The 19,102-nt window shown below is 70.8% G+C and carries 10 protein-coding genes; 9 read left to right on the top strand and 1 reads right to left on the bottom strand.

Translation table 11 applies throughout. From position 1 onward, the window contains the following. The first annotated feature begins 692 nt into the window (after positions 1 to 692). The 6 genes from WMF26_RS39050 (at position 693) to WMF26_RS39075 (ending at position 12,867) form a co-directional block, all read left to right on the top strand. On the top strand, positions 693 to 7,574 hold the full coding sequence (locus WMF26_RS39050; protein WP_437996864.1) for an SDR family NAD(P)-dependent oxidoreductase: 6,882 nt from the start codon (positions 693 to 695) through the stop codon (positions 7,572 to 7,574). Between the two features lie 34 nt (positions 7,575 to 7,608). Beyond that, positions 7,609 to 8,436: a methyltransferase domain-containing protein gene (locus tag WMF26_RS39055; RefSeq protein WP_437996865.1), complete on the top strand. Its 828-nt coding sequence runs from the start codon at positions 7,609 to 7,611 to the stop codon at positions 8,434 to 8,436. After that, on the top strand, positions 8,429 to 9,343 hold the full coding sequence (locus WMF26_RS39060; RefSeq protein WP_437996866.1) for a class I SAM-dependent methyltransferase: 915 nt from the start codon (positions 8,429 to 8,431) through the stop codon (positions 9,341 to 9,343). Before WMF26_RS39055 ends, WMF26_RS39060 begins: the two co-directional genes overlap by 8 nt. 76 nt (positions 9,344 to 9,419) lie before the next feature. Further along, the gene (locus WMF26_RS39065) at positions 9,420 to 10,682 is read left to right on the top strand and encodes a hypothetical protein (protein WP_437996867.1); all 1,263 of its coding nucleotides are present in this window, start codon (positions 9,420 to 9,422) and stop codon (positions 10,680 to 10,682) included. 206 nt (positions 10,683 to 10,888) lie between these two features. Next, a complete protein-coding gene (locus tag WMF26_RS39070; RefSeq protein ID WP_437996868.1) occupies positions 10,889 to 11,452 on the top strand; it encodes a cytochrome P450 in 564 nt (187 codons plus the stop codon). A gap of 152 nt (positions 11,453 to 11,604) precedes the next feature. After that, entirely contained in the window at positions 11,605 to 12,867 is a 1,263-nt protein-coding gene (locus WMF26_RS39075) for a hypothetical protein (RefSeq protein ID WP_437996869.1), read from the top strand. Between the two features lie 91 nt (positions 12,868 to 12,958). Here WMF26_RS39075 and WMF26_RS39080 read toward each other — a convergent pair whose 3' ends face one another. Next, positions 12,959 to 13,783, bottom strand: a complete 825-nt coding sequence (locus WMF26_RS39080; RefSeq protein ID WP_437996870.1) for a tetratricopeptide repeat protein — start codon at positions 13,781 to 13,783, stop codon at positions 12,959 to 12,961. Positions 13,784 to 14,171: 388 nt separating this feature from the next. On the opposite strand from WMF26_RS39080, the gene WMF26_RS39085 reads away from it, so the two are divergent. The 3 genes from WMF26_RS39085 to WMF26_RS39095 all read left to right on the top strand — a co-directional run bounded on the left by WMF26_RS39085 (position 14,172) and on the right by WMF26_RS39095 (position 19,084). Beyond that, complete coding sequence (locus tag WMF26_RS39085; RefSeq protein WP_437996871.1) at positions 14,172 to 15,494, top strand: STAS domain-containing protein; 1,323 nt, start codon at positions 14,172 to 14,174, stop codon at positions 15,492 to 15,494. Between the two features lie 230 nt (positions 15,495 to 15,724). After that, positions 15,725 to 17,266 (top strand): lamin tail domain-containing protein, encoded by a 1,542-nt coding sequence (locus WMF26_RS39090; protein ID WP_437996872.1) that lies wholly within the window; start codon positions 15,725 to 15,727, stop codon positions 17,264 to 17,266. Between the two features lie 246 nt (positions 17,267 to 17,512). Then, on the top strand, positions 17,513 to 19,084 hold the full coding sequence (locus WMF26_RS39095; RefSeq protein ID WP_437996873.1) for a glycoside hydrolase family 30 protein: 1,572 nt from the start codon (positions 17,513 to 17,515) through the stop codon (positions 19,082 to 19,084). Positions 19,085 to 19,102: the final 18 nt, after the last annotated feature.

Consider the following 19,102-nt stretch of genomic DNA (forward strand, 5'->3'; position numbering starts at 1 on the left):
CAGCCCAGGCTAGCAGAGCAGACCGAGGCGCTGCGCGGTGTTCGACGAGCGCTCGGCCGAACACGCGCGCCGGCGCCGCGCGCGCTCGGCCCCCGCGCAGGCGGCTCGTCCTCACCGCGGCCCACGTCCGCAACGAGGCGTCATCGCGACCGTCGCGCTGGCAGGCGGAGCACCCGAGTCGCCGCCCCGCAGAGAGAGACGACTCGTGCCATGTTAAGAATGATAAAGCGAACCCGTTAAGAACTGTCAAGATCGAACCAGAATCAGTTGCACCGCAGCTGACAACGTGGTTAACGACACGGACGGAGGGCGACGTTTATCTCATACGCGCGGCGCCATCTTCGCGCCTCGACAGGTCCGACGGCGCGCGGCGCCGGCTCGGCCGCGTCATCTCCTGTTCACGCGGCCCCCTGAGCTCTTGAGGATCGTCGCGCCCGACGCGCGCCGGCGTACCACCTGCATCTCGGCCAGCCAGCGACGCAGGTCGCCGCGATCGAGGGAGGAGATCCCCCTGTACGGCATCCGTGTTCGCGAAGCCTCATGAGACGAGCGCACGAGCGCTCCTCCGTGCATCCGCAGCCTTCGAGCGTACCTCGCGCCGTGGTCAGCGGCCGACGAGACAAGGATCAGAAATGCCCAGCAACACCGCTTCATCCACGTCCTCACGCGGCTCCGATGGCATTGACGCTCGCATGGAGCCGATCGCGATCGTCGGCATCGGTTGCCGATTCCCCGGCGGGGCGCACGACGCCGACAGCTTCTGGAAACTGCTGAGCGACGGCGTGGATGCCATCGGCGAAGTGCCGCCCGATCGATGGAGCATCGAGCGCTTCTACGACCAGAGCCCAGGTAAGCCCGGCAAGACGGTGTCTCGCTGGGGCGGGTTCGTACAGCAGCGCATCGAGCTCTTCGACGCCCTCTTCTTCGGGATGTCTCCGCGCGAAGCCGCGTCTCTCGACCCGATGCAGCGCTGGCTCATGGAGGTCAGCTGGGAAGCGCTCGAGGACGCAGGGATCGTCCCCGAGCAGCTGGCCGGGAGCGATACGGCCGTGTTCATCGGCGGCTTCACGGAAGATATCAAGATCTTCCAGCTGGACGCGAACAATCGCGATCTCATCGGCCCGCACGCCGCGACCGGCAGCGCGATGACGATGCTGGCGAATCGCCTCTCCTACATGTACGATCTCCGCGGGCCGAGCGTGGCGCTGGACACCGCCTGCTCCTCGTCCCTGGTCGCGGTGCACCTGGCGTGCCGGAGCATCTGGAACGACGAGAGCGCTTTGGCGCTCGCCGGCGGCGTCAACGCGATGTTCCGGCCGGACTACACGATCGCCGAGTCGAAGGCGGGGATGCTCTCGCCCGACGGGCGCAGCAAGGCGTTCGACGCGCGCGCGAACGGCTATGTGCGCGGCGAGGGCGCCGGGATCGTGGTGCTCAAGCCGCTGCGCCGGGCGCTCGCCGACGGAGATCCGGTCTACGCCGTCATTCGCGGCAGCGGCGTCAACCAGGATGGCCGCACGAACGGCATCACGGTGCCCAGCGGCCACGCTCAGCAGGCGCTGATCCGGGAGGTGTGTGAACGGGCGCGCGTATCGCCGGCTCAGATCCAGTACGTGGAGGCGCACGGCACGGGCACGCCGGTGGGCGACCCGATCGAGGCGAATGCGCTGGGCGCCGTGCTGGGGAGCGGCCGGGCGCCGGACGACCCGTGCTGGATCGGCTCGGTCAAGACGAACATCGGTCACCTCGAGGCCGCCGCGGGCGTCGCGGGGCTCATCAAGACCGCGCTGGCGCTGAAGCACGGCGCCATTCCGCCGCACCTCCACCTCCAGCAGCCCAACCCCGGGATCGACTTCGACGCGCTTGGCCTGAAGGTCGCTCGCGCGCTCGAGCCCTGGCCCCGCACGGCTGGCCCGCGCCTCGCCAGCGTCAACTCCTTCGGCTTCGGCGGGACCAACGCCCACGTGGTGCTCGAGGAGGCGCCGGCCGAGCTGGCCACGCCGCTGCCGGCGGAGGAGGCCCGGAGCGAGCTCCTCCCCCTGTCCGCGCGGAGCGAGCAGGCGCTCCTGGACACCGCGCGCGCGTACCGCGCGCTGATCGCCCGGCACGAGGACGAGCCCGGTTTCTTGCGCGATCTCTGCCGCTCCGCCGGCGCGCGCCGCACCCACCACGAGCACCGGCTGGCGCTGCGGGCCGAGTCCTGCGAGGCGCTCGCCGAGCAGCTGACCGCGATCGCGGCAGGCGAGGCGGCGCCCGGCGCGGCCATCGGGCGTCGGCCGCGCACCCCGGGGCGCCTCGTGTTCGTGTTCGGGGGCATGGGGCCTCAGTGGTGGGCCATGGGCCGCGAGCTCCTGGCCCGAGAGCCGGTGTTCTACGAGACCGTCAAGGAATGCGACGCCCTCCTGCGCCGGCACGCCGGATGGTCGCTGCTCGAGCAGATGCTGGCGGACGAGGGGCGCTCGCGCATGTCCGAGACCCAGATCGCCCAGCCGGCGAGCTTCGCCCTCCAGGCCGGCCTGGCCGCGCTGTGGCGGTCCTGGGGCATCGCGCCGGACGCCATCGTGGGGCACAGCGCCGGCGAGGTGGCGGCGGCCTACTGCGCCGGCGTGTTCGACCTCGAGGAGGCGATCCAGATCATCTATCATCGCAGCCGCCTCCAGCACCGGACCACCGGACAGGGCAAGCTGGTCGCGGTGGGGATCCCGCTGGCCGAGGCCCGGGCCGCCCTGGCCGGCCGCGAAGCGCGCATCTCCATCGCCGCCGTGAACGGCCCCAGCGCGGTGACCCTCGTCGGCGACCACGACGCGCTCTCGGAGCTCGTCCGGCCATTCGAGGAGCGGAAGGTGTTCGTCCGCTTCTTGCAGGTGGATGTGCCGTACCACAGCCACTACATGGATCCTCTGCGCGATGAGGTGATCGAGGCGCTACAGCACATCCGACCGCGTCAGGCAGCGCTGCCGCTCTTCTCGACGGTGACCGGCGCCCGGTCGCACGGGAGCGAGTGGGACGCCGAGTACTGGTGGCGCAACGTGCGCGACACCGTGCTGTTCGCGCCCGCCGCCGAGGCGCTCCTCCAGGAGGGCTACGACACGTTCCTGGAGCTCGGCGCGCACCCGGTGCTGGGCTCCTCGATCCAGGAGTGCGCCGCGCTGCACGGTCGGAAGGCCAGCGTGCTGACCTCGTTGCGCCGCAAGGCGGGCGAGCGCGCTACCCTGCTCGAGGCGCTGGGCGCGCTCTACGTCGCGGGGTTCCCCGTCGACTGGCGCGGCGTGCACCCGGGCGATCCGCGCGGCGCGCGCGTCGTGCGGCTGCCGCGCTACCCGTGGCAGCACGAGCCGCACTGGGTCGAGTCGGACGCCTCGCGGCGCGACCGGCTGGGGGCGCCGGGCCACCCGTTGCTCGGCGATCGGCTGCCCAGCTTCCAGCCGACCTGGGAGAGCGTCGTCGACGTCGATCGCCTGCCCTACCTCAAGGACCACGTGGTGCAAGGCGCCGTGGTGTACCCGGGCGCTGGGTACATCGAGATGATGCTGGCCGCGGCCAGATCGCTGTTCGGAGCGGGGGACCGCGGGATCGAGCTCACAGGCATCGAGTTTCACAAAGCGCTGTTCGTGCACCCGGACACCCAGCCGCGCCTCCAGGTGGTCTGCGACGGCGCGCAGGGGACGGCGAGCGTCGGGAGCCGCGCCAGCGCCGACCCGCAGCAATGGGCGCGGCACGCGAGCGCGACCTTCCGCCTCCTGCCAGAGGACCGCCGCGCACGGAGGCTCCCGCTGGCCGAGTGGCGCGCCGAGCACGCGCGCGAGACGTCGACGCAGGACTGCTATCGCTACCTGAGGAGCCTCGGGCTCCACTACGGCCCCGAGTTCCGCGGGATCGCTCAGCTCTGGCGCGGCGCGGCCTCGGCCGTGGCGCGCGTCGCCCTTGGCGGGGAGGCGCGCGCCGCGCAGGGCGGGTATGCGCTGCACCCGGCGCTGCTGGACGCCTGCTTCCAGGTGCTGCTGGCGACGACCATGCCGGCGGACGACGCCGGCGATCGCAGCCGAGGGGTCTACCTGCCCACCCACATCGCGTCGCTGCAGCTCCGCGGCCGGGTGCCCGAGCAGCTCTGGGTGCGCTCCCAGGTCGTGGAGTTCGACGAGCGCGTCCTGCGCGGCGATCTGATCGCCTGCGACGACGCCGGCAACGTGGTGCTGGAGCTGCGGGGCGCCGTCGCCCGCTCGCTGGAGCACGCGCGGTCCGACGATGCCGTCGATACGAGCAGCCTGTTTCACAAGATAGAATGGCAGCCTCAGCCCGACGCGGCCCCGGAGGCGCCGCGCGGGCGTGGCAGCTGGCTTTTGCTGGCCGATCGGCAAGGGTTCGGGCAGGCGCTCGCGGCGCAGCTGGAAGCCCGGGGCGATCGGTGCGTGCTGGTGTTCGCCGGAGCGCGCTACGAGGCGGACGAGGCGCAGCGCCGCTTCGCGGTGAACCCGGCGTCCCTCGACGACATGCAGCAGCTGGTCGCCGCGGTGTTCGCGCGCGCGCGGCAGCCGTGGCGCGGCATCCTCCACCTCTTCAGCCTGGACACGATCCCCGCCGAGGGCCTCACGCTCGGGGATCTCGACCGCGCGCAGGCGCTCGGCCCGATCGCCTTGTTGCACCTCGTCCAGGCCCTCGACCGCAGCGGCCACAGCGAGCTGCCGCGCATCTGGGCGGCGACGCGCGGCGCCCAGCCGGTCACGCCCGACCTCCCCCCGACCGCGGTCGCCGGGTCCGCGCTCTGGGGCATGATGCGCATGGTCGGCTATCAAGAGCACTCCGATCGCTACGGCGGCCTGATCGACCTCGACCCGAGCAGCCCGCTCGACGAGGTCGCGCTGCTCGCCGACGACCTGATCGCGGGCAGGGTGACGGACCAGGTGGCTTACCGGCGCGGGCGGCGTCATGTGCCTCGGCTCGTCGCGCGCCCCGACCTCGCGCAGGCCGCGCCGGCGCTCTCGCTCCGGGCCGACGCCAGCTACCTCATCACGGGCGGGCTCGGCGGGCTGGGGCTCCTTGTCGCGCGCTGGATGGTGCAGCACGGCGCGCGCCGGCTGGTCCTGCTCGGTCGCAGCGCCCTCCCGCCGCGCGCGGCGTGGCGCGAGGCCGCCGCCGATACGCCGCTCGGGCAGCGCGTCGCTGCCGTCCGCGAGCTCGAGGCGCTGGGCGCGAGCGTGCACGTGGCCGCCCTCGACATCGCCGACGAGGCGCAGCTCACCGCGTTCCTCGGTCAGCACCGGGACGAGGGGTATCCCCCGATCCGAGGCGTGATCCACGCCGCCGGCGTGAGCAGACCGCACCTGATGGCCGCGATGACCATGGAGGAGTACCTCGAGACCGCGCGACCGAAGGTGCAGGGCGCCTGGCTGCTGCACCGGCATCTCGAGCGGGAGCCGCTGGACTTCTTCGTGCTCTTCTCGTCGATCGCCGCGCTCGCCTTCACCGCGGGGCAGGCGGACTACGGCGCTGCCAACGCCTTCCTCGACGGCCTCGCGCATTACCGGCGCGGCCGCGGCCTCCCGGCCAGCAGCATCAACTGGGGAGCGTGGGCCGAAGCTGGCATGGCCACGACGCTCGGAGACTACTTCAACAACCGCGGAATGCCCCCCTTCTCGCCGCGCCGCGGCCTGGAGGCGCTCGGGCACGTCCTGCAGCAGGACATCGACCAGGCGACGGTCCTGTGGGTCTCCGATCCTCAAACATTCGCGCGGAACAACTTCTCTTCCGGCAGCGTCGTGCCGTTCATCGCGCGCCTGCTCGACGGCGCCGCGACCGGCGGCGAGGCCGCGCGCACCGCCAGCGCGCCGCCGAAGCACCCGCTCCAGGCCATCCTCGAGCCCGCGGAGCCCGCCGAGCAGGAAGAGCGCCTCGTCGATTACCTCCAGGGCCTCGTCGCGCGCGTGCTGCGGCTCTCGGCCTCACGGATCGACCGGCGCTCGCTGCTCAACGACCTCGGGCTCGACTCCCTGCTCGCGCTCGAGCTGAAGAACCGGATCGGGACCGACCTCCGGGCCACCGTCCCGGTCGTCGATCTGTTGAAGGGCGTGACCGTCGGAGAGCTCGCCCGCCAGATCCGCGCGATGATCGCCGACGGCGCGGCCGCCGGCGGCGCCGCGCCGGTCGACGCCGCGCGCGCGCTCGTCACCGGCGAGGTCCCGCTGGGGCCGAACCAGCGCTGGCTCCTGTCGCGCGAGCTCCCGAACCCTCATCACTGGAACCTCGCGACGCTCTGGGAGCTGATCCGGCCGCTCGAGCCAGAGCGCCTGTCGCAGGCGCTCCGGGCCGTGCTCCTGCACCACGACGCGCTCCGTACGCGGTTCGCGCGCGACGAGCGCGGGTGGCGGCAGCGGATCGCGCCTCCGGAGGACACGGTGCCGCTCACCCACCTCGACCTCTCGGCGCTGCCCCCCGCGGAGCAGGCCAGCGCGATGGACGCGGCGGTGGTCGAGCTCCAGACGAAGCTCGACCTCTTCGCCGGGCCGCTCGTGCAGGTCGTTTACTTCGGCCTGGGCGGCGATCAGCGCGACAGGCTGCTCATCATCCTTCATCACCTGGTGAGCGACGTCGTGTCTCTCCAGATCGTGCTCGCCGATATCGAGATGGCGTACCACCAGTTGAAGCAGGGTCAGCCCGTGCTCTTGCCCCCCAAGACCACGTCGTACAAGCAATGGGCAGAGCGGCTCGTCGACCACGCTCGATCGCCGGATAGAAAGCGCGACCTGGAGTACTGGCGCTCCCTCCCCTGGGGCGCGGCGACGCCTCTTCCGATCGATCACCCGAGCGGGAGAGAGGCCAACACGATCGCGTCCACGCGGATCTTGTCGTCGTCGCTCTCCGCCGAAGAGACCGGCGCGCTGCTGCAGGATCTCCCGAGGGCCCACCGCGCCCAGATCATGGTCGCGCTGCTCTCGGCGCTCGGGCAGGCGTTCGCGCGCTCGGCCGGCCTCGACTCCCTGCTGCTCGACGTGATCGTGCACGGCCGGGAGGCCCCGTCCGACGACATGGACCTGGCCCGCACGGTGGGCCTCTTCGCGCACGGCATCCCCCTCCTGCTCCAGCTGCGGGGCCCGCGGACCCCGCTCGAGGCGCTCCAGAGCGTCAAGGGTCAGTTCGATCGGCTCCTCCGCCACGGGAGCACCTACGCAGCCCTGCGCTGGCTCAGCCAGGATGAGGAGATCGTGGCAGCGCTCAAGTCCTTGCCGAGGCGCGAGATGATCTTCAACTACGTGGGACAGTTCGAGCTGCCCGTATCGGATACGGCGCTGGTCAAGGCGGTGCCTCAGATACCTCCGGCCATGGAGGATCCGGAGAACATGCGAGACTTCCTCCTGCAATGTCAGGTGGGGATCTTCAGCGGCCGCCTGACCGCGCTCTGGAACTACAGCGAGAACGTGCACCGCCGCGGGACGATCGAGCGGCTCAACGGCGCCTTCCTGGAGGCGCTGCGCTCGCTGATCCGAGGCGAGGCTGCCCCCGAGGTCCTCGCCGCGCCGGGCAAGAGGGCGCCCGTCTGGGCCTCGGACAGCATGATTGCGCAGGGCGGCGGCGAGTGAGCGGGCGGCCTGCCGAGCACAGGCCGCCGCCGACGTGGAGCGGAGCTACCTGAACCGGGGCGTGGACGCCATGTACGATTACGACAGAGAGTTCTACGACATCATGAACAGGGAGGCGATGCGCTCCGCCGAGCCTATCCTTCGCCTCCTCCTGACGTGGTTCAACGTGACCAGCGTCGTGGATTTCGGGTGCGGTCACGGCGCGTGGCTGAAGGTCTGGAAGCAGCTCGGCGTCCCCGAGGTGCTCGGCCTCGACGGAGCGCACGTGGAGAGCGGCGCGTTGCTCGTCGATCCCTCCGAGTTCCGCGCCGCGGATCTGACCCGGCCCGTGCAGCTCGGGCGGCGGTTCGATCTCGTCCAGAGCCTGGAGGTCGGCGAGCATCTGCCGCGAGAGGCCGCCAGGGACTTCGTGGGCTCGCTGACGCGCCACGGGAGCGTCGTCCTGTTCTCCGCCGCGCCGCCGGGGCAGGGCGGAGAGTTCCACATCAACGAGCGCCCGTACGGGTACTGGCGCGAGCTCTTCGACGAGCGCGGGTACCTGCTCCTCGACGCGATCCGCCCGTCGGTGAAGGGCGACCCGGAGGTGTCGTATTGGTACCGGTTCAACACGTTCATCTACGTCCGCCGAGACGCGCTGCCCGCGGTGCCCGGCGCGCTCCTGGACCTCGCGCTCCCCATGGGCAAGCCGATCCCGGACGTCGCGCCGCTCTCGATGAAGCTGTGGCGCCTGATGCTCAGGCCCATGCCGCCGCCGTGGATCACCTATGTCGCCAGGAACATCATCAAGCCTCGCGTGGTCCAGCAGCACCGACGCGAGGCGGCCGCGAGGGCGGCCGAGAGAGGAGAGCAAGCGCATGGATAGCGTCGATCGTGGAGAGCTCCAGGGCTCTGTCGAGACTTCCGTATTCGACCGTGGCGCCATGGATCTGTACGTCGGGATCTTGCAGGACGTGGCGGACGGCAAGGACGTCACCGCGGCCGTCGAGCGCCTCGCGGCGACGCTAGAAGCCAGGCTCGACGGCCTCGCGCGCCGCGCCGAGCGGGACGGCGCCGCCGCGCTCCCGGCGCTCTCGCTCGCGAAGCGCGTCGTGTTCGAGGTCGTCCACCACCTCGCCAAGGGGAGCGACCTGGGCGGCCGGGCGCGCGACGCCGTCGGCGGCCTGCTCGGCCGCTCGAGCCTGTTCGACCTGCTCCCCCATGCCCGCTACCGGATCACACAGGACTGGTTCACTCACAACGTCACGTCCTGGGAGCCCGTGCTCGCGCCGCTGCGCGGCAAGCCCGACGTGCGATGCCTGGAGATCGGCTCCTTCGAGGGGCTGAGCGCCTGCTGGTTGCTCGAGAACGTCCTCACGCACGAGACCAGCCGGCTCGTCTGCGTCGATCCCTTCGACGGACCGGGCCAGCTGCAGGCAGAGCGGCACTTCGATCACAACATGCGGCAGACGGGCGCCGGCCACAAGGTGACGAAGCTGAAAGGGTACTCGCGCCAGGCGCTCCCCTTGCTCTCGGGCTCGACGTTCGATATCGCCTACGTCGACGGCTCGCATCACCCCGTGGACGCCCTCCAGGACGCGCTCTCGGTCTGGCCGCTCCTCCGGCGCGGCGGCCTCGCGATCTTCGACGATTACGCCATCGGCGGCTCCTACCCAAAGGAGATCGCGGCCGCCGTCGACCCGAAGCCGGGCATCGATGCCTTCCTCGGGTTCGTCAAGGGAGGGCACGAGATCGTCCTGCAGGGCTACCAGCTGATCGTCCGCAAGACGTGACGTTCGCGCCTCGCTCGATCACCTCATCGTCGGCGACCGCCTCGCAATCGGCATCAACCCACAGCAGGACCACCTTATGCGCACAACCATCAAGCTCGTCGCTCTCCTCGGCACGTGCACGCTCGTCGGCTGCTCGTCCTCGGCCCCCTCCTCGGACGTGCCCGAGGACGATCTGCTGGCGCCTCCGCCCGCCGGCGCTGGCGTGCAATTTCGAATGGTCGCCATGCTCGACCCTGGGGTCGAGATCCAGCGCTGCAAGCTCTTCGTCGTGCCTCCGGAGGGGCTCAACATCCAGCGGGACGAGGTGCGGTTCTCGAGCGGGAGCCACCATGTCCTGCTCTACGAGACCCCCTACGCCGAGCTCCCGACCAAGACGCGCCACGGCGTGCCCATCGACGCGGCCCAGGTCCACGACTGCAAGGACGGACCTCAGGGCGAGTGGGAGATCAACGGCGTGTTCGCCGGCTCCCAGTCCCGCGACGGCGTCTCCTTCCTGGGCGAGCTCCCGCCCGGCGTCGCGGTCAAGGTCCCGCCGGGCAAGGTGCTCCTCATGAACACCCACTACATCAACGCCTCGGCCGAGCCCATCGAGACGGACGCGCGCATCAACATCTACACGATCCCGGACGACGCGGTGGAGATCGAGGCGGGCATGCTCTTCCACTACAACCCCTTCATCGACGTGCCGGCGCGCGGGGAGTCTTCCGCGCGGATGCGGTGCACCGCCGATCAGGATATCTCGGTGGTGAGGATCCAGTCGCACACGCACAGCCGCGGCGTCGGCTACGTCGCCCACAAGGTCGATCTCGACGGCAAGATGACGGAGCTCTACGCCCACGACCAGTGGGAGAACGTGCCGACCCGGGAGTTCTCCCCTTTCCTCGAGGTCAAGAAGGGAGAGGCCCTCGACTACCGCTGCGACTTCGCGAACGTCGAGGAGCGCGAGATCGCCCAGGGCCTGACCACGAAGGACGAGATGTGCATGCTCATCGGACCGTACTTCCCGCGCTCCCCCATGTACGAGAACTGCCACACCAAGGAGGGATTGCTCGCCGCGACCTGGTTCGGCTCCGGGGCAACGGCGTGCGCGGAGACGCTCTCGTGCCTCGACGAGGCGAAGGCCGTGGACGGAGGCAACGGGCCCAGGTCCTACGGTTGCATCGTGAACAGCTGCGAGGCCGTCGGGCCCGCGATCTCGAACGTCATTCGCTGCCAGTGGAGCGCGGGGTACGGCGCCTGCGCCGAGGCGTGCAGCCAGCCCGGCGAAGCGTGCGAGTCGTGCATGGCCTCGGCGTGCAAAGCGGACCTCGACGCCTGCCAGATCGCGACGTGCGGCTGACCCCGGCGCGCCACGTCACGACGCAACAACGGGTTCGACGAGGACATCTACGAGACCCGCGCCGCCGCCGGCGGCCGGGACCCCCTCGACGTGGCGCGCGACGACGTTGAGGCCATCCCGATCCGCGGGATCGCCTCGATGTTCAAGATCCCGAATGACACACTGCGTTATCTCTCCGCTTCACGGACGCGATTCATCGCCCGTCCATGGCGGGGCAGCTCTCGCCCGAAGAAAGGGGGAAGCTTGAGGCGGCGCTCGACGTAGGGACCGAGGTGGTGAGCGAGACCGTCGAGGAGCGCCGGAGGAGGCCCCTGGACAACGACATTCTGACGCTGCTGATCCAGGCCGAGGTCAGGTGCGAGCCCACGCTCGTGAAGAATGTCGTCGAGGAGACGCTCCGGTACGACAACCCCGGCAAGCTGGGGATCCCGCGGTATGCGCTCGATGACGTCGATCTCCGGGGGGCGCGGATCCGGAAGGGACAGAGGGTCATGGCCCTGCTGAGCAGCGCGCTGCGCGACGAGGCGGCCTACACCCGCGCCTCCACGTTCGATCTGCGGCGAGGCGCCGACGCGGGAGTTGCCTTCAGGGGCGGCCATCACTATTGCATCGGGGCGACGCTGGCTCGCCTCGAGGGGCGGATCGCCATCGAGGCGCTCGTCAGCCGCTTTCCCGAGATGGAGCTCGCGGGGCCGGCGGTGTTCGCTCCGCGCCCCTCGATCCGGAAGATGACCTCGTTACCCGTCCGCCTCCGCCCCGCCCGTGCATGAGGGCGGACGCGGACACTCCGGCGCCGGCCAGCCGACGTCGACAGATTTTCCTGGGGCGAGCGCGACGCGGCCGCGCGACCCCGGGAACGATGCGCGCGCTCGATCACCTGCGCGCGCAAGATGTGAGACCACCACACAGCAGGTATCGACTCATGCGCACAACCACCTCGCTCATCGCTCTCCTCGGCGCCGTCGCGCTCTTCGGCTGTTCGTCCTCGGAACCCGGCCCCGGGCCGGGGACCCCGGGGGACCAGGGGCTGGAGCCGCCGGCCGAAGGCGCCGGCGTGCAGTATCGAATGGTCTCCACGATCGAGCCGGGCCAGGAGGTCGAGCGCTGCCAGCTCTTCGTCGCGCCGCCGGAGGGGCTCAACGTCAACCGGGAGGTGGTGCGGTTCTCGCGCGGGAGCCACCACGTCCTCCTCTACGCAACGCCGTACACCGAGATCCCGAGCGAGACGCGCGACGGTGACCCCATCGATGGGTCCCAAGTCCACGACTGCAGCCAGGGCCCCCAGGCCTACTGGGACGTCACCGGCGTGGTCGCGGGCTCCCAGTCCCCCGACGGCAACTCCTTCCTCGGCGAGCTCCCGGAGGGCGTGGCGCTCAAGGTCGCCCCGGGCACGGTGCTCCTCATGAACACCCATTACCTGAACGCCTCGAGCGCGCCCCTCGAGACCGACGCGCGCGTCAACCTCTACACGATCGCGGACGAGGAGGTGAAGGTCGAGGCGGGCATGCTCTTCCACTACAACCCGTTCATCAGCGTGCCGCCGCACGGGGAGTCCTCGGCGCGGATGCGCTGCACCACCGATGAGGACATCTCGGTCGTGAGGATCCAGTCGCACATGCACCGCCGCGGCGTCGGCTACGTCGCCAACAAGGTCGACCTCGACGGCAAGATGACGGAGCTGTACGCCCACGACAAATGGGAGGGGGTCCCGTCGCAGGAGTTCTCGCCGTTCCTCGAGGTCAAGGCGGGAGAGGCCCTGGACTACCGCTGCGATTTCAAGAACACCGAGGATCGCGACATCGCGCAGGGCCTGACCACGAAGGACGAGATGTGCATGCTCATCGGGCCGTACTTCCCGCGGTCCAGGGCCTACGAGAACTGCCGGAACAAGGAGGGCTTCGACGCCTCGACGTGGTTCGGCTCCGGGAAGACCACGTGCGCCGAGGCGTTCTCGTGCATCAACAGCGTGACCCCCGGCGACGATGCCGCGTTCTATGGCTGCATCGTGAACACCTGCGAGAAGGTCGGGCCTCAGCTCTCGGAGACGCTCAATTGCCAGACCAGCGGGGCCTTCGGCGCGTGCGACGAGGATTGCCGCGGCGGGGACAGGGAGGTCTGCAACACGTGCATCCTCGCGGCGTGCGCCCCCGAGATGGAGGCCTGCGAGGTCGCCACGTGCGACTGACCTGAACGGGCGCGGCGCCGCGGGGCGGCTCTCGGCCGCCGCGCGGCGCTGCCCTGCGGCGCGGCGCCGCCCTGCGCGGCGGCGCTGCCCATCAGAACGTTCCCTGGATCTCGACCCGCCCGAGGCCCACCCCGGCGCGCCAGACCACGCCGCGCTTCGCTTGCGGCGCCGCGCCCGCGGCCTCGGGCGCCGCGTCGCCGCCGGGCCGGACCACGAGCAGCACGACCCCGGTCGCGGCCGAGGCGGCGCCCACGATGAAGCTCACGGTGGACACATGGCCCAGCGTGGTCGCGGCGTCGGCGTCGCCCTTCAGCTCGGGCGGGCAGCGCTTGCCGTCGCAGCGCGCCTCGATGTCGGACACCTTCGAGAGCGACACGAGGCCGGTCGCGGCGCCGACGCCGATGCCCACCGCCCCGAGCCCGAACGCGAGCCCCGCGGGCAGCAGCGAGCCGCGTTCCCCCTCCGCACCCCCCGGGGCGGGCGCGCGCGGCGCCGGCGCCGGCGCCGCGGGCGCCTCCAGCGCCGCGCGCACGGCCGCGAGCTCGGTCTCCGCGTCCCTCCGCGCGTCGAGGAACGCCGCCGGCGGGTCCTCCGGGAGCGGCTCGGCGAGGACCTGCTCGTACAGGCCGCGCGCATCCTCCAGCCGGCCGAGCTTGCGCTGGCACCGCGCCATGTAGAGCACGAGCGTCGGCGCGTGATAGAGCCCGTCCGCCTCCTTGAAGACCTCGAACGCCTCCTGCCAGCGGTCCGCGCCGTAGAGCTTGAGCCCCTCGTGCGCCTTGGTCCGGGCGAGCTGCTGCGCCTCGGCCGAGGCGCCCTCCGGCGGCTTCGCCGCGAGCGCCGGCGACGCGGCCAGCAACGTCACCGCGAACGCGCACCGGCGAAGACAGGTCGAGAGCATCGTCGTTCGTTTCATCGGAATTCGTCGGAAGCAGAAGCGGACGCCCCGAAGGTCGCCCGCGGCACGGCCCTGCGCCCGCACGGAAACCTCGCGGGGGCGGCGGACACAGTAAGGGGAACCGCGCGCCATCGTCCAGCGATGACATGGACGGCCGGACCGCGATCCCCTCAGATCCCCGGCGCGCCGGTGGACCGGCCCGGCGAGGTCACCGCGGCGTCGCGGCGCCGTGACGCCGCGGCGGCGCCGGCGCGCCGACCGCGCGGCGGCTCGGCGCATCGCCGCCGAGATCGCCTCGCCGCGGAAACCGGTTGGATACATTGGGCGTGTTACGCCTTCCATCATGACCGGTCTCATCAAACGGTCGGAGGAGACCTCGACGAGAGCGCGATGGAGGCTCGACACTGTGTTGACCGATGAGCGCTCGCTCGTGGAGCTGCTCCGGGTGGTCACCGTCGACGTGCACGAGGCGGCGAGCGTCGAGGAGGCGCTGCATCGCACGATCGCGCACATCTGCGATCACCTGAGCTGGCCGGTCGGGCACGCGTACGTGCCGGCGGCGGACGATCCCTCGCTGCTCCTGCCGACGGCGCTCTGGTACCTCAACGATGAGGTGAAGTTCGCGACCTTCAAGGCGGTGACGGAGGCGACGCAGTTCACCCCGGGGGTCGGGCTGCCCGGGCGGGTGCTCGCCAGCAAGCAGCCGGTCTGGGTGCGCAACGTGACGGAGGACGCCAACTTCCCGCGCGCCCGGCTCGCGAAGAATCTCGGCGTCAAGGCGGGGTTCGCGTTCCCCGTGGTGGTCGGGGCCGAGGTGGTGGCCGTGCTCGAGTTCTTCTCCGACGCCGAGTACGCGGACGACGGGAAGTTCGCCGCGACCATCGGCCGGATCGCGCGGCAGCTCGGCCGCCTGTTCGAGCGCAAGCACGCGCAGGAGATGCTGAGCCGGGAGCGGGACTTCATGGCCGGCGTCATGGATCTCGTCGACGGCCTCATCGTGGCGCTCGACGCGCGCGGGCGCATCGTGCGCATGAACAGCGCCGCCGAGCGGGCGCTGGGCAGCGGGCGCGGGCACCTGGAGCCGAGCTATCTCTGGGAGCTCACGCCCGATCCGGGGGCGTCGGCGCAGCTCAAGGCGCTCTTCGAGGAGCTCGGCGCCGGCGCGCCGCGGAAGCAGGTGGAGGTCCCGTGGACGGCGAGGGACGGCGCCCGCCGGGTGACGGCCTGGTCGGGCGCGGTCCTGCGCGGCAAGGACGAGGGGTTCCGGTTCGTCATCATGACCGGCATCGACCTGACGGAGCGCAAGCGCGCCGAGCAGGAGCGCGCGCGGCTGCAGGAAGAGGTGATTCAGGCCCAGGAGGCGGCGCTGGCGAAGCTCTCCATGCCGCTCATCCCCATCGGCGACGACGTGGTGGTCTTGCCGCTCATCGGCCCGCTCGAGGCCGGGCGCGTGCGTCGCGTGGCCGAGGCGCTGTCGCGCGGCATCGCGGAGCGCCGCACGCGCACCGCGATCCTCGATCTGACCGGCGTGGACGCGCTCGATCCGGCGGCGATCGAGGCGCTGCTCGAGGTGGTGCAGGTCGTGGGCCTGCTCGGCGCTCGGGCGGTGCTCACGGGGATCCGCCCCGAGGTCGCCCACCGCCTCGCGGAGAGCGGCGTGGACCTCGGCCGGCTCGCCGTGAAGAGCTCGCTGCAGAGCGGGATCGCGTTCGCCATGAGGGGCCGCTGAGCCCCGGGGTCGGGCGCGGCGGAGCGCTGGATCGAGCGTAGACGAGTGTAAACGAGCGCGGCCGTCCCGAACGAGCCGGCGGCCTCCGGGAGGCGCGGCCCGAGCCCGATGTCGCTCGTTCTCAACCGGAACCGCATCATCTCAGCATCGGACCGGGCGAGCATGACGCCCGCTTTGCCCCTGTTTCGTGCTGTAATGCGATGATCCCGAGAAAGGTCCGGTGCGACGATATGCGATCGACGTCTTCCATGCTGGCGCGGTTCGTGGGGGTTCGGGTGCCATTGCTCGTGTGGGCGCTGGCCGCGGCCGCGTGCGCGGCCGAGCCGCCGCTCGACGTGGAGCTAGGCCCGGAGGCGGCCCTCCTGGGCGAGCACGGCGACGCGCTCTCGACGCGCGTCCGGCTCATGGCCGCGAACCTCACGAGCGGCACGAACCAGAGCTACGATCCGGGGCACGGCCAGCGCATCATGCAGGGCGTCGAGCCCGATATCGTCCTGCTGCAAGAATTCAACTACGGCAACAACTCCACGTCCGCCATTCGCGGCTTCGTGGACGCCACGTTCGGCACCGGGTTCAGTTATTACCGCGAGAGCGGGGCGCAGATCCCGAACGGGATCGTGAGCCGGTGGCCGATCATCGCGTCTGGCGAGTGGGACGACGCGTCGGTCGGCAACCGGGATTTCGCCTGGGCGCAGATCGACATCCCCGGCCCCGCCGACCTCTGGGCGGTCAGCGTCCATTTCCTGACGTCGGGCTCGGGGGCGCGCAACACGGAGGCGCAGCAGCTCGTCTCGTTCATCCAGGCGCACGTCGACCCTGACGATTACCTGGTGATCGGCGGCGACTTCAACACCGGGGGCCGGGACGAGGCGTGCGTCACGACCCTCTCGAGCGTGGTGGTCAAGCCCGGGAGCTATCCCGCCGACAAGAACGGGAACGACAAGACCAACGCCAGCCGGTCCAAGCCCTACGACTGGGTGCTCGTCGACAGCGATCTGGAGCCGCTCGAGACCGCCGTCGTCCTCGGCGGGAGCAGCTTCGCGAACGGCCTCGTGGTGGACACGCGCGTCTATTCTCCGCTCTCGGAGATCAGCCCCGCGGGCTCGTCGGACAGCGGCGCCCCGAACATGCAGCACATGGGGGTCGTGCGCGATTTCATGATCCCCGACGGCAGCGGCGGCAGCGCCAGCAGCAGCAGCGTCAGCAGCAGCAGCTCCAGCGGCGGCGCCGGCGGCAGCGGCGGCAGCGGCGGCAGCGGCGGCGCCGGCGGCAGCGGCGGCAGCGGCGGCGCCGGCGGCGGCACGGCCAACGTGATCATCAATGAGGTCCTCGCGAACGAGCCGGGCAGCGATCCTGACGGCGAGTTCGTCGAGATCATCAATGTCGGCACGGCGACCGCCTCGATCGGCGGGTGGAAGCTCGCCGACAGCACGGGGACGCGGCACACCTTCCCCGCCGGAGCCTCGCTCGCGCCCTTCACCGCCGTCGTGGTGTACGGCCACGCCTCGGCGGTGCCAGCTGGCGTGATCGGAGCCGTCGGCGCCTCCACGGGAGCCCTGGGCCTCAACAACAGCAGCGATACGGTCACGCTGCGAAACGCCGCGGGCGCGGCCGTGAGCAGCGTCTCGTACACGTCCGCGCTCTCGGATCAGGACGGTGTCTCGATGAACCGCGGCATCGATCTCGACGGGAGCACATCGTTCGTCCTCCACAGCGCCCTCGGCCAGAGGAGCTCTTCGCCGGGCACGCGCGCGGACGGCACGTCGTTCTAGCCCAGGACGCGGAGCGGGTTGAGACGTCGACGCGCTCGCCGCCGGCGGCCCCCGGGCCCCGCGCGAATGACGCCCGCGGAAACCGCGGCGCTGCGCGGATCACCGCGGGGCCTCTCGGGCATATAGTCTGACGACGATCGGCCGTGTGCTTCGGGCACCGCCGCGGGTTTGCACCCAGGAGCGAGGATTTTAGTGATGAACAGGGCACGAGGTTCGACCACCGCCGTTTTGCTCGCATTTTTCTTCATGGCTTGCGGTCCTTCGACCAGCGCGACGGAGCCCGAGGGCCCGGGCGGCTCGGGATCGGGGGCGGGCGGCCCGGGGTCGGTGGCGAGCAGCTCGACGAGCGCAGGCGGCTCGACGGGTTCGGGCGGAACAGACGCGAGCGGCTCGACCGGGTCGGGCGGCGCCGGCGGCGAGCCGACCGGAGACGGCGGCGCTGGCGGCTCGTCCACCGGCGGCGGGCCCCCCGTCGTCGAGCCCACGTTGATCACGTCCGGTCCTGACGAGTACTGGAAGACAGGAACGCCGACGGAGGTGACGAGCGGCAACGCCGACGTGACCGTCGACGACGCGACGACGCACCAGCGATGGGACGGGTTCGGCGGCACCTTCAACGAGGCGGGCTGGAACGTGCTCTCGATGCTCGGCGAGGCGGAGAGGGCGCGGGCCATCGAGCTCCTCTTCGACAAGCACGAGGGCGCGGCGTTCGTCTACGGGCGCATCCCCATCGGGGCCAGCGACTACGCGATGGACCGCTACACCCTGGCCGAGACGCCGAACGACACCGCGATGGCGAGCTTCTCCATCGACCGGGACAAGGAGCGGCTGATTCCTTACATCAAGGCGGCGCTCGCCGTGAGGCCCGGCCTCCGCCTCTGGGCCAGCCCCTGGACGCCCCCCACCTGGATGAAGAGCAACGGCGCCTTCGATGGCGGCCGCATGAAGGACGACGCGAGCACCTTGCAGGCGTATGCCCTGTACCTCGCGAAGTTCGTGGAGGCGTACGCCGGAGAGGGCATCACCATCGAGGCGGTTCACCCCCAGAACGAGCCGAACTACGAGACGAGGTACCCGAGCTGCATCTGGACGGGGCCGCTCATGGCCAAGTTCATCGGCACGTATCTGGGGCCCACGTTCGCCGACCGGGGGCTCACGGCGCAGATCTACCTCGGCACGATGTCCAACAACGAAAGCGGGAAAGACGGGGCGATCATCAGCGCCGTGACCGGCGACGCCACCGCGATGGGATACGTCAAGGGCTTCGGGCTGCAGTGGAACATGATGAGCAGCGCGTCCGGCTTGAGATCGCGCAATCTGCCGATCGTGCAGACGGAGCACAAGTGCGGCAACTACCCCTGGAACCCCGCGGGCTCGCCGCCGTTCGACGCGCAGAAGGCGCCGAACGATCACGCGTACGCGGAGGAGAGCTGGGGGCTCATCCGCGACTGGATCAAGGCAGGGGTGACCTCGTACAGCGCCTGGAACATGGTGCTGGACACGGCGGGGAAGAACCTGGACTCGGAGCGGCCGTGGCCCCAGAACGCGCTGCTCACCGTGGACACGGCGGCGAAGACGCTGAACGTGACCCCCGTCTACCACGTCTTTCGCCACGTCTCCGAGTACGTCGATCCCGGGGCGATGCGCGTCGCCGCGACCGGCGGCGACGCGCTGGCGTTCAAGAACCCCGACGGGAGCATCGTGACGATCCTGTACAACTCCGGCAATGCGGCGAAGATGACCGTCCTCGATGTGGCCGGGAAGAAGCTCCAGTTCAGCATCCCTGCCCACGGGTGGGCCACCGTCAACTGGACGTGAGGCCGGCACGGGGGTCGA

This window comes from Sorangium sp. So ce185 (genome assembly GCF_051526825.1).
Classification (GTDB): domain Bacteria; phylum Myxococcota_A; class Polyangia; order Polyangiales; family Polyangiaceae; genus Sorangium; species Sorangium cellulosum_D.